The sequence below is a fragment of the Pseudomonas baetica genome, from assembly GCF_051216495.1.
Lineage (GTDB): Bacteria > Pseudomonadota > Gammaproteobacteria > Pseudomonadales > Pseudomonadaceae > Aquipseudomonas > Aquipseudomonas baetica_B.
Genome location: NZ_JBPKAM010000001.1, coordinates 156,729 through 175,260, shown reverse-complemented (window position 1 = coordinate 175,260; position 18,532 = coordinate 156,729). Strand labels below are relative to the sequence as shown.

At 56.6% G+C, this 18,532-nt stretch carries 13 protein-coding genes and 5 pseudogenes; 14 read left to right on the top strand and 4 right to left on the bottom strand.

Going from position 1 to position 18,532, the window contains the following annotated elements; all coding sequences use genetic code 11:
* Nucleotides 1-26 precede the first annotated feature (26 nt).
* The gene (locus ACSFE6_RS00855; RefSeq protein WP_435425861.1) at nt 27-938 is read right to left on the bottom strand and encodes a cupin domain-containing protein; all 912 of its coding nucleotides are present in this window, start codon (nt 936-938) and stop codon (nt 27-29) included.
* A 103-nt stretch (nt 939-1,041) separates the two neighbouring features.
* On the opposite strand from ACSFE6_RS00855, the gene ACSFE6_RS00850 reads away from it, so the two are divergent.
* The 13 genes and pseudogenes from ACSFE6_RS00850 to ACSFE6_RS00790 all read left to right on the top strand — a co-directional run bounded on the left by ACSFE6_RS00850 (nt 1,042) and on the right by ACSFE6_RS00790 (nt 15,549).
* Nucleotides 1,042-1,599: a carboxymuconolactone decarboxylase family protein gene (locus tag ACSFE6_RS00850; protein ID WP_435425860.1), complete on the top strand. Its 558-nt coding sequence runs from the start codon at nt 1,042-1,044 to the stop codon at nt 1,597-1,599.
* Between the two features lie 67 nt (nt 1,600-1,666).
* Nucleotides 1,667-2,737, top strand: coding sequence for an acyl-CoA dehydrogenase family protein (locus ACSFE6_RS00845; protein ID WP_435425859.1), 1,071 nt, complete (start codon nt 1,667-1,669; stop codon nt 2,735-2,737).
* Nucleotides 2,734-3,576 (top strand): ABC transporter ATP-binding protein, encoded by an 843-nt coding sequence (locus ACSFE6_RS00840; RefSeq protein ID WP_435425858.1) that lies wholly within the window; start codon nt 2,734-2,736, stop codon nt 3,574-3,576. Before ACSFE6_RS00845 ends, ACSFE6_RS00840 begins: the two co-directional genes overlap by 4 nt.
* A complete protein-coding gene (locus ACSFE6_RS00835; RefSeq protein WP_435425857.1) occupies nt 3,542-4,741 on the top strand; it encodes an ABC transporter substrate-binding protein in 1,200 nt (399 codons plus the stop codon). Before ACSFE6_RS00840 ends, ACSFE6_RS00835 begins: the two co-directional genes overlap by 35 nt.
* Nucleotides 4,741-5,505, top strand: coding sequence for an ABC transporter permease (locus ACSFE6_RS00830; protein WP_435425856.1), 765 nt, complete (start codon nt 4,741-4,743; stop codon nt 5,503-5,505). The genes ACSFE6_RS00835 and ACSFE6_RS00830 overlap by 1 nt, the downstream gene beginning before the upstream one ends.
* Nucleotides 5,506-5,756: 251 nt before the next feature.
* Nucleotides 5,757-6,179 (top strand): annotated as a pseudogene (locus tag ACSFE6_RS00825) (acyl-CoA dehydrogenase family protein); the annotation flags it as partial.
* 461 nt (nt 6,180-6,640) lie between these two features.
* Complete coding sequence (locus ACSFE6_RS00820; protein ID WP_435425855.1) at nt 6,641-9,616, top strand: PAS domain S-box protein; 2,976 nt, start codon at nt 6,641-6,643, stop codon at nt 9,614-9,616.
* The gene (locus tag ACSFE6_RS00815) at nt 9,613-10,242 is read left to right on the top strand and encodes a response regulator (RefSeq protein WP_435425854.1); all 630 of its coding nucleotides are present in this window, start codon (nt 9,613-9,615) and stop codon (nt 10,240-10,242) included. Before ACSFE6_RS00820 ends, ACSFE6_RS00815 begins: the two co-directional genes overlap by 4 nt.
* 919 nt (nt 10,243-11,161) lie before the next feature.
* A pseudogene (locus ACSFE6_RS00810) lies at nt 11,162-11,350 on the top strand (methyl-accepting chemotaxis protein); the annotation flags it as partial.
* 69 nt (nt 11,351-11,419) lie between these two features.
* Nucleotides 11,420-13,030: a chemotaxis protein CheA gene (locus tag ACSFE6_RS00805; protein WP_435426019.1), complete on the top strand. Its 1,611-nt coding sequence runs from the start codon at nt 11,420-11,422 to the stop codon at nt 13,028-13,030.
* A gap of 164 nt (nt 13,031-13,194) precedes the next feature.
* Nucleotides 13,195-13,428 (top strand): annotated as a pseudogene (locus tag ACSFE6_RS00800) (methyl-accepting chemotaxis protein); the annotation flags it as partial.
* 2 nt (nt 13,429-13,430) lie between these two features.
* Nucleotides 13,431-13,724, top strand: a pseudogene (locus ACSFE6_RS00795) (chemotaxis protein CheB); the annotation flags it as partial.
* 190 nt (nt 13,725-13,914) lie between these two features.
* On the top strand, nt 13,915-15,549 hold the full coding sequence (locus tag ACSFE6_RS00790) for a methyl-accepting chemotaxis protein (protein ID WP_435425853.1): 1,635 nt from the start codon (nt 13,915-13,917) through the stop codon (nt 15,547-15,549).
* Between the two features lie 179 nt (nt 15,550-15,728).
* On the opposite strand, the pseudogene ACSFE6_RS00785 reads toward ACSFE6_RS00790, so the two are convergent.
* A pseudogene (locus ACSFE6_RS00785) lies at nt 15,729-16,398 on the bottom strand (aliphatic sulfonate ABC transporter substrate-binding protein); the annotation flags it as partial.
* Nucleotides 16,399-16,782: 384 nt separating this feature from the next.
* Between ACSFE6_RS00785 and ACSFE6_RS00780 the strand changes: the two are divergent.
* Nucleotides 16,783-17,127, top strand: coding sequence for a histone-like nucleoid-structuring protein, MvaT/MvaU family (locus ACSFE6_RS00780; protein WP_435425852.1), 345 nt, complete (start codon nt 16,783-16,785; stop codon nt 17,125-17,127).
* Nucleotides 17,128-17,313: 186 nt separating this feature from the next.
* On the opposite strand, the gene ACSFE6_RS00775 is transcribed toward ACSFE6_RS00780, so the two are convergent.
* Together ACSFE6_RS00775 and ACSFE6_RS00770 are read right to left on the bottom strand one after the other, a co-directional pair.
* Nucleotides 17,314-17,874 carry an NADPH-dependent FMN reductase gene (locus ACSFE6_RS00775; RefSeq protein ID WP_435425851.1) on the bottom strand — a complete coding sequence of 187 codons (561 nt, stop codon included), beginning with the start codon at nt 17,872-17,874 and terminating at the stop codon, nt 17,314-17,316.
* A gap of 39 nt (nt 17,875-17,913) precedes the next feature.
* On the bottom strand, nt 17,914-18,465 hold the full coding sequence (locus ACSFE6_RS00770) for a cupin domain-containing protein (RefSeq protein WP_435425850.1): 552 nt from the start codon (nt 18,463-18,465) through the stop codon (nt 17,914-17,916).
* Nucleotides 18,466-18,532: the final 67 nt, after the last annotated feature.

Sequence of the window (18,532 nt, the reverse complement as noted above, 5' to 3'; positions counted from 1 at the left end):
TACATAGCGGTACCTTTGTGTGTTGCTCAGCGAGCCTCATGTTGCTTGCGATAAGCCCCCGGCTGCACGCCGATCGCCTTGGCAAAGGCACGGGTGAACGCGGCGATCGATTGATAACCCACCGCAGCGCAGACCTGCTCAACAGTGTGGTTGCTCTTGAGCAATTGACAGGCATGGCGAATCCGCAGGGCCAGTAATACCTGACCAGGCGACATGCCAGCTAATTCGTTGAAACGCTTGAAGAACGCCGAGCGCGAGAGCCCGGTGCGGGCTGCCATGCTTTCTAGTGACCACGGCTGTTGCGGCTGTTCGATCAATTGATCCAGCAAAGACGCGAACACCGGATGCCTAGCCAAGGCCACCAAGCCTCCGAGGTTCTGGTTGTCTGCTACTTGCTGGCGCAACACGTAGAGAAACAGCAGGTGGCAAAGGCGCTCAAGCAGCGCAGAGGAGGGGGCCGGTACCCGTTGGCATTCCTGCAAAATTAGCTCGAACAACGCTCGAGCCGCACTCAAGGATGGATCGCCGGCCCGCAGGATAATCCAGTCCGGCAAGCCCTCGATGATCAACGACGATACTCCGGGCTTAAAGTAGAAGAAACCGCAGACCAGGCCGACGCCATCCTCGGCCTGGCTATCCAGTGCAGTCATGGTCATGCGCGGCAGCGCCAGAGCGGTGACGGCGTCTTCGGCGCTGGACAACCGGTAATCCAGATCCCGCAGCAAAAATAGTGCATCTCCGGCAGACAGGCGCAGAGACTGCTCATGGCCTTCAATATGCAACCAGCAATGCCCGTGCATGATCAGGTGGAAACTTGCGCGCGCCAGACCATGAGTACTGGCGTGCCAACCACCGCAATAACGACCGACATGAAACAGGCTCGCATCGAGCTCAAGGCTTTCTAATAACCAATCAACCAAGGGGCTGGACGAAATCATCTAATGGAAACACTCAGAAGCAAGTAAACGCTACTTTAGAATATGGATCGAAATTTTTATAACCAACAGACTTACCGGACACCCAACAGCAGGAGTCCAGCCTATGTCGCGCCTCACGTTACACACTTCGCAAAGTGCTCCTGAAGCGGCGAAACCTTTTCTGGAAAACGCTCAAAAAAACTCAGGATTCATCCCAAACCTGTTGGCGGTGCTGGCCAACGCGCCAGTAGCGCTGGAAGCCTACGTTACGGTATCGGCGCTCAATGGAAAAGCCGAACTCAGTTTTGCCGAGCGCGAAGTGGTGCAGCTGATTGCAGCAACCACGCACGGTTGTGATTTCTGTGTCGCAGGGCATACCTCGGTTGCAGTGAACAAGGCGAAGTTGCCCGATGAAGTGGTCAGCGCACTGCGTGAACGAGCGACCGTGCCCGAGGGGAAGCTTGAAGCCCTGGCAACCTTTGCGCGGGAGGTGATCGCTACTCGTGGCAATGTCAGCGATGCGATCTACAGCGCTTTCAAGGCTGCCGGCTACAGCGAGGGTCATGCGTTGGAAGTCATCCTCGGCGTGAGCCTGGCGACCTTGTGCAATTTCGCCAACGTGTTTGCCGACACCCCGCTCAATCCGGAGTTGGCCAAGTATCGTTGGCGATCGGGGCTATGACTCAACAGGGGCGATCCGTGCGCTGTAGCGCGGTCGAAGGGGCGTTAAAGTTAAAGGAGAAACCGAGATGCTCAACGAGGCATTGAGTCGATGGCTGGATACCCATGCCCAGGCGCTGGATCTGGGAGATTGCAATCCACAGCAGGTGCTGTCGCAACTAGCTGCCGCCAACGTATTGCGTATTGGCATCAGCCCTCGGCTTGGCGGCAGCGATGGCAGTATTGCCGATGCCGTGGAAGTGCTGGCTCAGGTCGCCGGCCATTCTCTGGCAGCGGCTTTTGTGTTCTGGGGGCAGCGGGCTTTCATCGAGTACGTTCTGCAAAGTCCCAACGCCGCTTTGCGCGAACGCCTATTGCCATCCTTGCTCAGTGGCGAGCTGGCGGGTGCGACCGGTTTGTCGAACGCGATGAAGTTTCTTTCCGGGATCGAGGCGTTGCAAGTGCGGGCCCGTCCCAGCGCCGATGGCTGGATATTGAGCGGACGACTGCATTGGGTAACCAATCTGCGTAAAAACGGTTTCGTGGTGGCAGCAGCCATTGAGCACGAGGAAGGCCGTTCGCCCTTTGTTCTGGCGATCCCGGATACGGCACCCGGGCTACAGCGCTCTGCCGATTTGCAGTTGATGGGCCTACAGTCGAGTAATACTGCGGCGCTCGATTTTGCCCAGGTAGATGTCGGTCATGAGTGGTTGCTGCATCAAGACGCTCGAGTATTTCTGCCGGCAGTGCGTCCGTCATTCCTGGGCCTGCAATGTGGCCTGGCGATCGGTTTGGCACGGCGGGCGTTGCTGGAGGTCGAGACGCATTTGCAGGATGGTCGCTCGATCCTGTTGGAACCGTTGCTGGAACAGCGTCAGCACTTGGAGCATACGGTTGGTGCGCTCAGGGCCGGTATGCTCGACGGGCGCTTTCTGACACAGCCTGCTGAGTTGTTCCGGTTGCGCATCGCCCTGGCTGAATCAGCTGCCGATGCCGTGCAGTTGGAGTTGCAGGCCAGTGGTGGAAAAGCTTATCTGAGCGAGTACGGGAGTAGTTTCGCCCGACGCTGGCGGGAGTCGGCGTTTGTGCCGATCGTCACTCCGAGCCTGGTGCAACTGCGCGCTGAACTGCAACGCCGCGGACGGGAAGCAGTGATATGAACGGCCCGGTGCTGAACGCCACGAATATCGGCTTTGGTTACCCGCGCACGCAAGGCTGGCAAACCGTTCTGGAAAAATTCGACCTGCAATTACAGCCCGGTGAGGTGGTGTCGATTCTCGGCCCCAGCGGCGTCGGCAAATCCAGCCTGTTGCGGGTGCTTGCTGGTTTGCAGGTGGCCCATCGTGGCAGCGTAAGTTTGCTCGGGGAGCAGTTAACCGGAGCTCACCCACGTGTCGCCGTGGCGTTCCAGGATCCAAGCCTGTTGCCATGGCTGACGCTGGAGAAAAATGTAGCTTTCGGCCTGGATTTCATTCGTCAGCCGCATCTGGACCCGAAGGAGCGCAAGGTCCGAATTGACCACGCCATCGCCGCCGTCGGACTTGAACACGCCAGGCAGCATTATCCGGCACAACTCTCTGGAGGCATGGCCCAGCGCACGGCAATTGCCCGGTGTCTAGCACGCCAGCCACAGGTTCTTTTGCTCGATGAGCCCTTCGGCGCGCTGGATGAGGTGACTCGTGCCGACATGCAACAACTGCTGCTCGATGTCATTACCGAACACGATACCGCGGCGGTGTTGATCACCCACGACATTGACGAAGCCCTGTTGCTCTCCGACCGGATTCTGCTACTGGGCAACAGCCCAGCGCGGATCCTCGACGAATGGCACATCCATCTGCCTCAGCCTCGTACCGAGCGGGTGGAAGAACTGGGCGCACTGCGTATCGATATTCTCAAAACCCTTCGGCGGGCGAGCCGCAATCTTCTTACCCAACACTTGCCTGAAACGTCGGAGACTGATTATGTGCCTGGACGACTTCACTCACACACGTCGTGACATCCTCAAACTCAGCGCTATGCTGACCGCCGCCGGTGCATTGCCGCTGCTCAACAGTCTGCAGGCGCGCGCCGCCTCTGAGCCTGACGCACCGGTGCGTATTGGCTATTTACCTATCACCGATGCTACGCCTTTGCTGGTGGCCCACAACAATGGCCTGTTCGAAGCCGAAGGCATCAAAGCCGAGCGTCCGGTGCTGTTGCGCAGCTGGGCGCAGGTGATCGAGGCATTCATTTCCGGGCAGGTCAACGTGATTCACCTGCTGACACCGATGACGGTGTGGGCCCGATATGGCAGTAAAGTCCCAGCCAAAGTTGTGGCTTGGAATCATGTTGGTGGTTCCGGGCTGACCGTGGCACCGGGTATTACGGAGGTCAAGCAACTGGGCGGGCAGTCTGTGGCGATTCCATTCTGGTACTCCATTCATAACGTGGTGGTACAGCAGCTGTTTCGCGATCACGGTCTTATACCGGTGAGTAAATCGGCCAGCGCCGCGGTGGCACTAAACGAGGTCAATCTGGTAGTGCTGCCGCCATCGGACATGCCACCGGCATTGGCCTCCAGGCGCATCGCCGGCTACATCGTGGCCGAGCCGTTCAATGCCCTGGCCGAAGAGCTCAAGGTCGGCCGAGTACAACGCTTCACCGGGGATATCTGGCGAAATCACGCCTGCTGCGTGGTGTTCATGCATGAACAGGATCTGAACAACCGCCCAGAGTGGTCGCAGAAGGTAGTCAATGCCATCGTCAAGGCTCAGTTGTGGACGCGTGACCATCGCGTCGAGGCGGCGAAGTTGCTGTCCAAGGACGGCGACAATCGCTATACGCCCCATGCCCAGCCGGTGCTGGATCGTGTACTGGCACCAGTCGCGACGGATCGTCAGCTGTACCTGGCCAGCGGTGCCATTCAGCATAGGCATTGGGACGAGCAGCGTATCGATTTCCAGCCATACCCGTTCCCGAGCTACACCGAAGAGCTGGTCAAGCGCCTCAAGGATACGTTGATCGAAGGAGACAAAGGTTTTCTCGTCAACCTGGACCCGCAGCATGCGGCTCGTGATCTGGTGGACGACCGCTTTGTACGCAACGCCATTGCCTCTGTCGGTGGTCTCAAGGCATTCGGTCTGCCGGAGAGCTTCGAGCGTAGCGAGGAGTTCAGTCTCTGATGGGCAAGCAGACCTTATCGATCCTGCATGGGGGGTTGGGCGTCTCAGGCCTGATTGGCCTACTGCTTCTATGGTGGCTGGGTGTGCATCTGTTTGGCAGTGCCGATGGGTTGGCCGTGCGCTTTTCTCCCGAGGCGACGTTGGTCAGCCTGGTGGAGCTGTTGGGGCGTCCTGAGTTCTACGAGCATGTATGGGTCAGCCTCAAACGCATTCTCGTGGGCTTGTTACTGGCCTTGCTGATTGGTGTGCCGTTGGGGCTGCTTGTCGGCAGTTACCGATATCTGGAGGCTGCGACCACACCGGCGTTTCAGTTTATGCGCATGATTTCGCCATTGTCCTGGATGCCGGTGGTCGTGATGTTGATGGGGGTAGGGGACCAGCCGATCTACTTTCTGCTGACCTTCGCCGCAATCTGGCCGATTTTACTCAACACAGTGGCAGGCGTACGCCAGCTCAACCCGCGCTGGCTGCAACTGAGTCGCAGCCTCAGCGCCACTCGTAGGGAAACTCTGCTCAAGGTCATCCTGCCGGGCGTGCTTGGTCATGTACTGACCGGCGTACGCTTGGCCATCGGTATTCTGTGGATCGTCCTGGTTCCGTGCGAAATGCTTGGAGTCAGCGCCGGGCTGGGCTACTTCATCCTCGATACCCGGGACCGCCTGGCTTATTCAGAACTGATGGCCATGGTGCTGCTGATCGGTGTGTTGGGGTTCGTTCTGGACGCGTTGGCTCGAGGGCTGCATCGGCGCTGGGCTCCGGCCTGACAGTCGGTGCCGTGACTTGAATATTGACTCTCTATCTGGGCGCCGCATGGTGGGTTTGAACGTCAGGCCTACCAGGCGACTGTTGCGGGAGCAACATAGGGGCAACATTTTGTTGATCGAAACGCGCAATGGTTTGTTTGTTTTATTAATTAAGCTGTTGATTTTTAACAAATAAATATTCTGGCATGGGGTGTGCCAAAGGTCATCTGCTTTTGCACTGCCAACTTCGAGGAACCCATGCCCACACCGTCATATCCGCCCACAACGATATCCGTCAGCCGGATGCCCACATCATTCGCGACGATGCCGAGGCTATCTCCGTTGCCCATCGCGTCGCCGCGCTATTACGTGAAGGGGCCTCCGATCGCGACCGCCGCCGTGAGGTGCCGGTGGAGGTGGTCGACGCCTTTTCCAACAGCGGACTCTGGGGCATCACGGTCCCACGCGAATATGGCGGCACCGAGGTGTCTTTCTCAACCCTGGCCCAAGTGATCGCTATCGTCTCGGCTGCTGACCCCTCGCTCGGTCAGATCCTGTAGAATCACTACTGTTTGTCGGAAGACATTCGCCTACAAGGTACTGAAGAGCAGAAGCGTTTCTTTTTCGACCTAGTGCTCAAGGGTAACCGCTTCGCCAACGCGCTCTCGGAAACTGGCAGCAAGAACGTAGCGGATACGGTTGGCGTTGCCCTATGTCGATGACCCCGAAGCACTGATTGCGCGTGCCAGGCAATTGGCAGATTGTGTGGAGCGGCTGCACTGAAGATGTGCGGGTCAGAAATGCCCGGACCAACGGACAGCGTTGCAGTTCACCGACGCTGAAAGACGCTCACTAGGTAAGGTGATGAGCCGCGGGCGTTGACGATCGGAGGAGGGGTGGGCAGTAGGGGGTGCCCTACAGATTTAATAATTATCCCTACTTGAAATAAGCATCTACCGATAGTTTGGGCCTCTTTTCATCTGCATAATGTCCCACCATTTTTACATCGATTTTCCGAGTGCGGAATCGTAGTTGTCCCGTTGAATGACTTTCACCCCACGGAACATAGAACTCCGTGAGGACAGTATAAATAACCTTGCCGCTACGTGGAGTCACCAAGGCCTCCCCGTAAGCAACAGTTTGGTGTGTATTGATAATGCTCTCTACGGAAGCGGATGCGTTAAACGCACGGATGGCGCAAACACCACTGTTCGGGGCTACCTTCGATCTGGTGTCCTGCGCCCTGGTACTACTCGATGATCGGGGGTGGATATTGAAGGTCAATACCGCTTTTACCGAGCTGTTCGGCTACCCCCCGGCGGATTTGTCAGGGGTTGCGTTTATCGAGCTGCTTCATCAGGCTGATCGCGTGGTCACCGAGGCGGTGAATGGTCACCTTTTGCCTCGGTGCTTCGTTGACCAGCCTGTTGAACTGTCCTATCGACACAAAGATGGCACTCTGCTGTGTGGTCGTAGCAAGGTGGCGACCGTGGGCGCATTTCTGCTGGTCGAGATCGTCCCGGTTGGAGCCCCTAAGAGCCTGGACGAATTTCTGGAGCAGGATCACTGGCTGCAACGGATCACCGAGACTGCTCCAGGCGTCATCGGTACCTTGCGCCTTGGCAGTGACGGCACGCTCTCCATGCCTTGGGTTACACCTGGCTACGAAAAATACTATGGCGTAAAGGTGCAGGAGCTGGAGCGCGATATCAGCATCCTGTTTGAACGCCTTCACCCTGACGATGTTGTACGGGTTCAAGAAACGATCGCCGAGTCGGCACGCTCCATGGCCCCCTGGCACTGTGAATACCGGGTACGTCATCCACAAAAGGGCGAAATCTGGCTTGAGGGGCGCGCCAGGCCGACGCTGGAGGCGGATGGTGCGATTGTCTGGTTCGGTTTCCTGCACGACATCAGCGAGCGCAAAGGCGTCGAACAGGCACTGCTCGAAAGCGAAGAGCGGTTCCGCCTCGCTTTCGAGTCCGCAGCCATCGGTATGGCGCTGCTGGCCCTCGATGGTCGCTGGTTGCGCGTCAATTCTTGCCTTTGTGAGATGTTCGGGCGCAGTGAGGAGCAATTGTTCCAAATCTCCAGCCGGTTACTGACCCATCCAGACGATCTCGCCAGAGAGCACGCTTACCGCCAACGTCTGATCAAGGGTGAGGTTCCCTACGTGCGCCTTGAAAAGCGCTACCGGCACCGCGATGGCCGATATCTTAGGGTGCAGCTTACCGCCAGCGCGATACGCGCCAAAGATGGTAGTCCCTTGTATTTTGTCGTCCAGATCGAAGACCTCAGCCGCCTTATCGAGGCCGAGGAGCGCGTTTCTCTGATGGATTTTGCCCTCAGTCATGTGCAGGAGGCTGCCTATTTGCTGGATGATCAGGCCCGCTTCCACTATGTCAACGATGAGGCTTGCCGACGCTTGGGGTACAGCAGAGAAGAGCTGCTGCGCATGACCGTCGCCGAAATAGATCTTGACTGGAGCAATGATCGACTGCGGGAATGTTGGTTCAGCACTTCAGAGCGTCCTCCCGAAATCATCGAGAGCCGCAACCGGACCAAGGCCGGCGTCATTTTTCCGGTCGAGATCAGCGTTTCTCATTTTGAGCTTGACGGTCAGCACTACAACCTGGCGCTCGCCCGTGACATCAGTGAGCGCAAGCGGTTGCAAGCGGCGCAGTGGGATACTGAAAGACGTTATCGGGAGGTTTTCGACAACTCATTGGAATGCCTCTATTTGTTGGAAGTGACTGAAGATCAACGCTTCCGATATATCGAGATCAACAACGCGTTCAAACGTTCTTCGGGGTTTCACCGTGATCAATTGATTGGTCGATACGTGGGCGAATCAAGCTCGGCGCAAACGGCACGCAAGATCCTGGATGCTCTCGAGCGCTGCCTGGCGAGCGGAGAAAGTATCGAATGGGAAGATGAGTTAGAGCTGCCTGCGGGAATGCTCGCGGTTCTCTCGACGTTCATTCCTGTTCGCGACGAACAGGGGAAAATCTACCGTATCGTCGGAATCAGCCGTGATATCACCGAACGCAAACAAATGGAAAACCGTTTGTTGGCCAGCGAGCAGGAGTTCCGCGCCTTGGTGGAAAACACTCCCGATGTCATTGCTCGCTTCGACCTGCAGAGCCGAATCTTGTATGCCAATCCCGCAGCGCAACGCATGTTCGGCTGTCCGCTGAGCTTTCTGCTGGGTAAAAAAACTTGCGAGGTGGCACCTGATTCGGATCAAGTGCGATTCTTTCAAAACAAGCTCGAATACATCATTCGTACCTGCAAAGTTACCGAGGAGGAGATATCCCTGGACGCTCCGGCTAAGCAGGACGCAGAAATTACCAGCTACCAGGTTCGCCTGGTACCGGAGCGTGATCAACATGAGGCACTTGTCAGTATTCTTGCGGTCGGGCGCAATGTCAGCGCTATGCGGGCGGCGGAGCAGCAATTGAAGGAGTCTCACGCGCAACTTCGCCAGCTATCTAGCTACCGCGAAACCACGCGGGAAGAAGAGCGCAAGCGCATCGCCCGGGAGATTCATGACGAACTTGGACAGCAACTGACCGCTCTACGTATGGGCATTTCGCTGTTGCGCCTGCAATTCGGCAGTGAACAACCGGCGCTGGTAGAGCGAGTCCAGGTGCTGATGGGGCGGATCGATGAAACAATCCAGGTGGTTCGCAATGTCGCCACCAGCCTGCGTCCCTCCGCACTAAATATGGGATTGATCTCGGCGCTCGAATGGCTGGTTTCCGAGTTTTCGCACAATGCGGGCATTGCCTGCCGCCTGAGAGCGCCATCGGCTCGATTGGAGCTCGACGACGAACGTGCCACAGCGGTTTTTCGAGTGATTCAGGAGTCCCTGACCAATGTCGCTCGTCATGCGCATGCGAGTCGGGTGGATATTCATCTGGAGTGCAGTGCCGAGCACGTCCTGATCGAAGTGCGGGACAACGGTAGGGGCTTCGACCCGAAGCAACTGTCCAAGGGCACGCTAGGTATGCTCGGCATGCGCGAGCGCGGACATATGCTCGGCGGAACGGTGATTGTAGACAGTACCCCTGGGCAAGGAGCGTGTGTGCGAGTGAGTATTCCCTTTCAGATAGACTCAGAGGTTCCATGATCCAATTGATGATCGCTGATGATCACGCCATCATGCGCGAAGGTCTGAAGCAGCTGTTTGTTCTGGCCGGGGACCTGCACGTTGTGGCTGAAGCGGAAAACGGCATCCTGCTGCTTGAACAACTACGCCAGGGAGGCATTGATCTGTTGCTCCTGGACATGAGCATGCCGGGCATCAGCGGCGACGATCTGGTTGCGCGTATACGCGCCCATTATCCGAAGCTGCCGATTCTGGTATTGAGCATGCACAATGAAGTGCAGATAGCACAGCGTGCACTCAAGTCGGGGGCCTCCGGTTATCTAACCAAGGACCGAGACCCCGAGACGCTGCTCGCGGCCATCCGCAGAGTAGCCGCTGGCGGGCGTTACATCGACGCCGCGCTGGCCGAACAAATGGCCTTCGCCGCCACGGGCCTGGGGCCAGGTAGCCCGCACGATGCGCTCACCGACCGGGAGCTTCAGGTCATGCGTCTGCTCGCCAGCGGCATGAGCGTCTCGCGGATTGCTACGGAATTAATCATCAGCCACAAGACAGTGAGCACCCATAAGGCTCGGCTGATGGAAAAGATGGGGTTCGTCAGCACGGCTGATATCGTCCGCTATGCGATGACGCAACAATTGCTCTGACCCGCAAATATCCGAGTGCATAGCGCCAGCAGTCACAAATCGCGGCTTCTCCTTACTCTGTCCGGTTCCCCTGCAGGGGTAACTTACGGTAGTTCCCGCGAAATGCAAACTCACTATAAGCGATCGGTGCCAGGTTAACGCAGCCGCGGATAACCATGCCCGTCAGATGTATCTGTCAGTCGCTCGTGTGAAGCGAAATTTCGCTTTACACGAGCGGTAAGGAAATACCTACCCAAAAAGCAGCGAAATCCGATGGCTGGCCGTTGTGTATGACCTGCATCATAAGTTGATGCCATTTTGACTCTAGCTTTTTTGGCGTTGGATTACCTGTATTGGCATTTGCCAGACAGGCCCAGTCACCGTATGGAGAATCACATTGAGCGTAACCATCGCCCAACCAAGGCCGTCCGCAGCAAGCGCGCCCGTAGCGTTCCTGGTGTTGACAGCGGTGGGCGCCATCTGCGTGCTGGGGGCTGGGGGACTGGGCATTCAGCCGTTCGGGTTCGCGGTTTTGCTCCTGATATCTGGCACGGCTGCGTCTCTCTACTACCACTCACGCAATCGTGCCCTGAATCACATCCAACAATCAGCCGGCGAAAACCTGCAAGTGGTTAGTGAGCCGGATAGTCAGTCCCTGTGCCGCTGTGGCCTGGCCCCCTTGTGCAGCGGCGTGTTGCCGATTTGGGCAGGCCAGATCGAAGTTGCCCGCAGCCATACTGAAGAAGCCATTTCCTCACTTGCCGCGCGCTTTGCCGATATATCCCAGCGAGTCGAGCGTGCCGTCTCGACCACGCAGGACAGCACTGCTGCAGATGACGGACTGGTGGCGCGGCTAGGCACCAGCCAGCACGAACTGGATGCCATCGTCGCCTCGCTACGTGCCGCTTTGGCTACCAAAGAGTTATCGCTGCATGAAGTGATGGAGCTCACCAGCCTTACAGAGCAACTGAAGACGATGGCCCTGGATGTTGGCAATTTTGCGAAGCAGACCAACCTGGTTGCACTCAATGCCGCCATTGAGGCAGCCTGTGCCGGCGAGGTCGGTCGTGGCTTCGCCGTGGTGGCAGATGAAATCCGTAAACTCTCTGAGCGAGACAGGGAGAGCAGTGACGACAATCTACAGACTCATCACTGGCACATTTCCCTGCGCCTGGGTCGTGACCTGCTGCGCAACGGCATGGATCCGCTGGCGTTCATTCGTTATCTGTCCACCCTGGGGCACATCTGCAACATTGTCACCCTCAGCGACAGCCTGCCATCAAGCGCCGAGATAGACCCTGAAAGCTGTTACCTTGGCTTCGAAATCGGCTTTCACAGCAATGCCGACCAGGCCACCATCGAGGGCATCTTTGAGTTCATTCGCGAAGACGGTCAGGTGCATATCCTCGCGCCGAACAGCAAGACCGATGAATATCGCAAGACCATTCAGGCGCTGCCGCAAGAAAGTCTGCGCATGGGTGAAATCTTCCTCTTACGCTGCGGTATTCACCCCCCCGAAGAACTGGGCGATTCGCTACCCAATCCTCCCACCGGGCCACAACAACAGCAGCCTACTGATCGGAGGCTGGTTGACCAGCCGCTCATTGACTTGCTGCCAATCGAAGAGGCGCTGAAAAAGCAGCTTGTCAAAGACAGCCGCAAGACGGAGAGCAGCCTGATCCGCGTCGATGCAAGTAAACTCGACCAACTGATCAACCTGATTGGCGAACTTATCATCGCCGGTGCCGGCGCCAATCTCGCCGCCCGGAACGCTGGCGCCAGTGATCTGGTGGAGGCCACGGCGGTTCTCGTGCGCCTGGTGGAAGAGGTCCGTGACTCAGCGCTGACCCTGCGTATGGTGCAAATCGGTTCTACGTTCAATCGCTTCCAGCGTGTGGTGCGCGACGTTGCCAAGGAGCTGGGCAAGGACATCCTCCTGGAAATCAGCGGCAGCGAGACTGAGCTGGACAAAACCGTGGTGGAGCGGATCGGTGAACCGCTCACTTATCTGGTGCGCAACGCCATGGACCATGGCATCGAGTCTCCCGAAGTGCGAGAGGCCCGGGGCAAACCAGCCCAAGGTCGATTGCGCCTGAACGCCTTCCATGATGCGGGCAGCATTGTGATCGAGGTCGCCGACGATGGCGGAGGCTTGAGCAAGGACAAGATTCTTCGTAAGGGCATTGAGCGCGGTTTGGTCAGTGAAGGGCAGAGCCTGGCTGAACAGGACATCTTCAACCTGATCTTCGAGCCTGGTTTTTCCACCGCCGATCAGGTCAGCAACCTTTCCGGTCGCGTCGTCGGAATGGATGTCGTCAAGCGCAACATAGCCGCTCTGCGCGGCAGCATCGGGTTGGAGAGTATCGAGGGCCGGGGTACCACTCTGCGCATCCGCCTGCCGCTGACCCTGGCGATCATCGACGGCTTCATGGTTGGCGTCGGCAGCGCCAGCTACGTGATCCCTCAGGGCATGGTGGTGGAGTGCTTCGAACTGCCCGCCAACGACGGGTCTGACTACCTCAATCTGCGCGGCGAGGTGCTGCCGTTTATCCGCCTGCGTGAGTTGTTCAACTACGTGGACACCGCGCCGCGTCGGGAAAACGTGGTGGTGGTGCAATTCGCTGGGCAACGCGCCGGCCTGGTGGTGGATCGCCTGCTAGGGGAGTTTCAGACCGTCATCCAGCCGCTGAGCAAGATTTTCAGCCAGATCGGCGGAGTCGGCGGCTTCACCATCCTCGGCAGCGGTGAGGTGGCGCTGATCTTGGACGTCCCTGGGCTCGTCGAACAGGTCGTCGACTCGAGACAGTAGACCATCGCTGACAGTCGGCGTTCGTAAATCACCATTGCTGCGCAACTCCCCCATTGATCCAACAATAGAGAACGCGACAAATGAGCATTGCTTCCAACATGAGGGGCGGCACTAAACTAGGTTTAGGGTACGTAGTCGTGCTCCTGATGATGCTGACGCTGGCCATTACCAGCATGGTACGCGGTTTAGCCAATGCCCTGAGCAGCGCCTCCGAGGAAGTCTCCGCAACCGCCCAGTCGATGAGCTAGGTCTCCAGTGAACAGGCCACCAGTGTCGAGGAGACTTCCGCCTCGGTCGAACAGATGTCCGACTCCATCGAGCAGAACACCGAAAACGCAGGTGTCACCGACAGTATGGCCGGCAACGCCTATCAGACCAATCTGCTTGCCCTCAACTCCTTCATGGCCCTCCGGTCAGCCGACACCGTCCTTCGATCGATGTGTTATTTCGCTCTATCGCCCGCGCAGCCGGCGGCAATGCTCTGGGCATCATCATGGCCGGCATGGGCGACGATGGCGTGCGCGGTCTGAAGGAAATGCGTGGGGCGGGCGCACAGACTCTGGCTCAGGACGAAGATAGTTGCGTGGTCTTCGGCATGCCCAAAGAGGCGCTCAAACTGGGTGCGGTGGAGCGTGTATTACCCCTTTGCGAAATCCCTGCAGCGATTGTCGCCAGCATGGCCGGAAGGGGTTGAATATGACCCTTTCTCCAGTCCCTCTATGCAATAACGAGTCTTGGCGGCGAAAACAGTGATTTCGAAAAACTGTTGTTATTGAGGCCAGCGAACCGTGATTTGCGGCCCGGTGACGTGTCTGGCGGCTAACAACCAGACACGTGCCAGAAACCTATGAACTTACCTTTTTCCCATAAGAGTCGCGCTTCAGATGAAAAGTCTTCGCAATATGCCTGTTACCCGTCGGCTATGGATAGTCCTCTTGCTCGCCATGACCATGCTCTTTGCAATCAGCCTGTTTTTATTGCGGCAGATCTACATAGAGGAGCACGAAGTAAAGGCAGGCAAGACTCGGCAGGTGGTTGAAGCCACGATGGGCGTCCTCAAGCATTTTCATGACTTGGAAAAGAGCGGTGTGCTGAGCCGTGAAGACGCACAGAAGCAAGCCCTCGCCGTGGTCCGATCATTGCGGTACGACGGGGATAACTATTTATGGATCAACAATCTCGAACCAAGGATGCTCATGCATCCAACCAATAGCCAGCTCAACGGGCAGGACCTTTCAGGCTTCAAAGATCCGGACGGAAAAGCTCTATTCGTCGACATAGTGGCAGTCGTAAAGAGCCAGGGTGGTGGCTTGGTGGCCTACAGCTCGCTTAAACCTGGCTCCAGCGAACCAGTTGAAAAGATCTCCTACGTTGAACTGTTCCAGCCTTGGGAGTGGGTACTCGGTTCAGGTACCTACTTTGATGACGTGGAGGCTGCGTTCCTCGCACAGCTTTGGAAAGCTGCCGGTGTGTTCCTGGCTATCGGTTTGTTAATGAGCGCTCTGGTGATACTGATCAGTAGAAGTATTACCAGGCCGTTGAATGAAGCGGTGCGAGCCATGGCTGATATAGCCAGCGGGGAAGGTGACCTGACGCGCCAACTGGACGCCCGGGGTCATGATGAGTTGGCTGCACTGGCGGGCTACTTCAACGACTTCACCGAGAAATTACGCCAGGTGATTGGTCAATCCTTGGAAGCCGCCAAGACGCTGGACCGGGCATCTGTTGCACTCGATGGCATCGCCAGCGAAAGCCAGGGGCACAGCGAGCAACAGTCACAGCAGATGGATCTGGTGGCCACTGCCATCAATGAGGTCACATATGCTGCCCAAGATGTGGCGAAGAATGCCGAGCAGGCTGCCAGTGAAGTACATAACGCCGATGAGCGAGCCCACCAGGGGCAAAGCAACATCAGCAATTGCTCGCGGCAGGTCGAGCAGTTGTCTGGGACCATCCAGCAAGCCGTGGAGGTCATTCAGACTCTAGCGCAGGAAAGTACAAGTATCGGCCGTGTCATCGAAGTGATTCGCGCCATCGCAGATCAGACCAATCTGCTCGCCCTCAATGCCGCCATCGAAGCGGCGCGGGCAGGGGAGCAAGGTCGTGGTTTTGCCGTTGTGGCGGATGAAGTGCGGATGTTGGCTCAGCGTACCCAACAGTCCACCGCAGAAATCCAGGGCATGATCGAGAACCTGCAACGTAACTCGGAGGCCGCCGTCAAGGTTATCGACGAGAGCAGCCAAGGCTCCCGGTTGACTATCGAACAAGCCAACCTGGCCAGCCTGAGCCTGGATCAAATCAGCCAGTCCTTGCGTAACCTGACAAGCCTGAATGCCTCCATCGCCAGCGCTACCCTGCAACAAACGCATGTGGTCGAGGACATCAATCTAAATATCACCCAAGCTGCAGGTCTCGCACAGGACAGCGCCCAGGCCTGTGAGCGAACCAGCGCAGCCAGCCAGAACTTGCGGCAATTGGCTGACCAGTTGAATCGGTTACTGGGGCAATTCCGGGTCTGAGCAACGCCCCGGTCTATCCACTGGCAAGCCGTTGCTGGTGTCGGAGACGGCATTGGCAACGTTTTGCTGAGGTCTCCTCGTGGTCGTTGCATGTAGGGCTTAGGTATTCCTCCTACTTAGCTGCGGCAATCTCTACTTCGAGTGAGCACTATGCTTGGCCCGCGCCATGATCGTATCTATCAGTCTGACTCTGTCCAGACGGCGCTCTTCACCTCCAGCTGGTTGGACAATAGTTGATTCGCATAAAACAGATCTGTTGTCATCTGTTGCGCTTCGATGACTTTTTCATCAACTGGCAATATCGGTGACGGCGGTCGATTGTCTACATAGCGCGGGATCACCGCTTCAGGCAGTCCCATGGATTTTGCCAGCACCTGCAGGCTTGTCTCCCGTTAGCTGCGAGTCAACGCTTCGGCCGCAGTGAGTTCATCGAGTAGGGCATGCAGGAAGGCACCATTGCACTGGGCATAATCGCGCCGAACGGTGTATATCGGGCCGGACAGACCCAGGCTTTCACCGTTGGCGAGTACGCGGGCACGACTCTGGCTCAGGGCTAGTGACGAGTAGGGTTCCCATATCGCCCAGGCATCGACACTGCCTTGCTCAAATGCAGCGCGGGTATCGGTGGGGGGGCAAGTAGTTCGGATGGATGTCTTTGTAGCTCAGGCCGGCCTTATTCAGCGCGCGCAGGATCAGGTTATGTGAGCTGGAGCCTTTCTGGAAGGCGACTTTCTTGTCTTTGAGGTCAGCGATGTCATGCAGAGGGCTATCAGCACGCACCAGAATAGTTTCCACCTGCGGCTTGGCCGGTTCCACGCCGATGTAAATCAAGTTGGTGCCGGCCGCTTGGCGGTGTCTCCAGTACTGGCATAAGGTGTCAGTAGGCGATACGGAGCGTCGCCTAGGGCCAAGACACTAGCAATCGCATCTGTGAACGGGCTCTAACAAATTTGCTTTCCTGAGCGCACGGGTGTGGTATCGATGCGCGATTCGTAGCACTCCCCACAGCATAGCGATGGCTATCGCCATCCAAGCGGCGATCATGCTGAAGATGGTCATCGCAAGACTCATGATCCTCTCTTCTGCTTCTCGTCCTATTGCTCTCCTAGGAAATGACCATGAGCCACCTCCGTGATTCAACTTATTGATCGAAAGATGAGGCAGGACGCTGAACCTAAATCAAAAACGCTGTTTTGGTGTGTTGTTAGGAGACTAACTGCATAGAGATTTACCATGTCTAAGCTCGCAGAATTCCGTCAGCTCGAAAAACATCTCGCCGAGCAACTCCAAGCTCTCAAAGACGACGCTGGCCTGAAAAGAGAAATCGAATTTGAAACGAAGCTGTGTGCATGGTTCGCCGAGTACAGTTACAGCCTGCCGATCGTGATCAACCTGCTTGATCCACAAGCGGGCCGTCGCGCTCCAGCCGTCGATTCCAAAGCCGGCACCCGTAAACCACGTCAGGTGAAGATTTACAAAAAACCTCAAACCGGCGAAGTCATTGAAACCAAGGGCGGCAACCACAAATCACTTAAAGAGTGGAAAGCAGAACGCGGCTCCGCGACTGTTGAGTCCTAGCTGACCAAGTGATCTTGGTTTGAGTACAAAGCGCCCTTCGAGGGCCCATGTTGATGAAGGTGATTAGCTAAACGATTTCTGGTAAGGCAGCTGAATGTCTTGTCGCTGACGAAGAAAAAGAGCATCTCTGGATCAGCTTACGCCTCACTCTGTTTCATCGCTTTGAATTTGCTAGTCATCTCAATTTTACTCTGTAACAAGGTTGATTTCCCTCATCAACTCTTCGAAGGCTGCGAGTATGAACTCAATCGTAGGCTCGTCGGTGAATCTGCCGTTCTGAATCTTTTGATTGACGTTAGGAATGACAATTTGGGGGCAGCAAACCACTTTGGACAGTGTGGCTGACAACGTTTCACGCAACTGAGCCTGGGCGCGTACCCCGCCGAGTAAGCCCGGTGAAGACGTCATTATCAGAACGGGCTTATTTTTTAGAGGTGAATTGAAGCCGGGACGAGAGGCCCAATCCAGTGCGTTTTTCAGAACTCCAGAAATGCCGTAGTTATACTCAGGTGAGCAGAGGATTAAGCCATCGGCGAGAGAGATCGCTTCCTTCAGAGCTGCCACTGAGGTCGGCAACGACTCCGTTTCGAGATCACTGTTGTACAGGGGGATGTCGTTCAACGGAAAGAGGCTCAGCTCTGCTTGATGAATCAATCGAGACGCAAGTGTCTCAAGTATCGCAGTGTTGTTTGACGCTGAACGCAAGCTGCCAGATATGCCGATTAAACGGAGAGTTGAAGTGCTCATAAAACTCCTTGAGCCAAGAGAGGGCGTGGCCCGGTAAGACTACAGCCCAAGTTCCTCTGGGTGCGATGCACCTATCATCACAAAAAGCGCCCTGGCAATTCGTTCGCTTTTATTGCGCCACGCGTGTCTAGTGCCGCTCTGAATAACGACATCGCCGGCCTTCACTAGGCGGCTCTCGCCATGATCCAATTCAAGCCACATTTCGCCTTCCAAAATGATTCCGTAATCGATTGTGGCAGTGGTGTGCATACCCGGATTTTCCGGCTCAAAGCTTTCAATCAAACCAGGCAGTGCAGCACCCAGTTCTTCATAGGCCCGGACACCATCGGCAGGATTCTGCATGACCGAGTCAGGTGGGAAATCAAATATGGCGAGACTGGTGCCTCCCAGTGGCGGAATTAGCGACGCGTAGTCAAGCGTGGGGTCGCTCCTTTGCTCAAGACAAACCGGATGTGCTGAAGTCGTCCACAGTTGGGCCATAGCGTGCCCAGGAATCGAGGCAAAGGATTGTGCTCGTGGAGCGTAATCATCAGAAATGAACACGGAGTTTCCATGTTCGTCATGACCGGTCACGATTCTTCTTATTTTCATTCTAAATTACTCCACTAATAGTCAAAAAGCGCAGGCGTACTGACAACCGAAAGGCAGCGAGGGGCGG

Excerpts from the sequence above, each read along its gene's own strand:
- ACSFE6_RS00855 (WP_435425861.1), bottom strand. The coding sequence starts at position 938 with ATGATTTCGTCCAGCCCCTTGGTTGATTGGTTATTAGAAAGCCTTGAG.
- ACSFE6_RS00850 (WP_435425860.1), top strand. The coding sequence starts at position 1,042 with ATGTCGCGCCTCACGTTACACACTTCGCAAAGTGCTCCTGAAGCGGCG.
- ACSFE6_RS00845 (WP_435425859.1), top strand. The coding sequence starts at position 1,667 with ATGCTCAACGAGGCATTGAGTCGATGGCTGGATACCCATGCCCAGGCG.
- ACSFE6_RS00840 (WP_435425858.1), top strand. The coding sequence starts at position 2,734 with ATGAACGGCCCGGTGCTGAACGCCACGAATATCGGCTTTGGTTACCCG.
- ACSFE6_RS00835 (WP_435425857.1), top strand. The coding sequence starts at position 3,542 with ATGTGCCTGGACGACTTCACTCACACACGTCGTGACATCCTCAAACTC.
- ACSFE6_RS00830 (WP_435425856.1), top strand. The coding sequence starts at position 4,741 with ATGGGCAAGCAGACCTTATCGATCCTGCATGGGGGGTTGGGCGTCTCA.
- ACSFE6_RS00820 (WP_435425855.1), top strand. The coding sequence starts at position 6,641 with ATGCTCTCTACGGAAGCGGATGCGTTAAACGCACGGATGGCGCAAACA.
- ACSFE6_RS00815 (WP_435425854.1), top strand. The coding sequence starts at position 9,613 with ATGATCCAATTGATGATCGCTGATGATCACGCCATCATGCGCGAAGGT.
- ACSFE6_RS00805 (WP_435426019.1), top strand. The coding sequence starts at position 11,420 with ATGGATCCGCTGGCGTTCATTCGTTATCTGTCCACCCTGGGGCACATC.
- ACSFE6_RS00790 (WP_435425853.1), top strand. The coding sequence starts at position 13,915 with ATGAAAAGTCTTCGCAATATGCCTGTTACCCGTCGGCTATGGATAGTC.
- ACSFE6_RS00780 (WP_435425852.1), top strand. The coding sequence starts at position 16,783 with ATGTCTAAGCTCGCAGAATTCCGTCAGCTCGAAAAACATCTCGCCGAG.
- ACSFE6_RS00775 (WP_435425851.1), bottom strand. The coding sequence starts at position 17,874 with ATGAGCACTTCAACTCTCCGTTTAATCGGCATATCTGGCAGCTTGCGT.
- ACSFE6_RS00770 (WP_435425850.1), bottom strand. The coding sequence starts at position 18,465 with ATGAAAATAAGAAGAATCGTGACCGGTCATGACGAACATGGAAACTCC.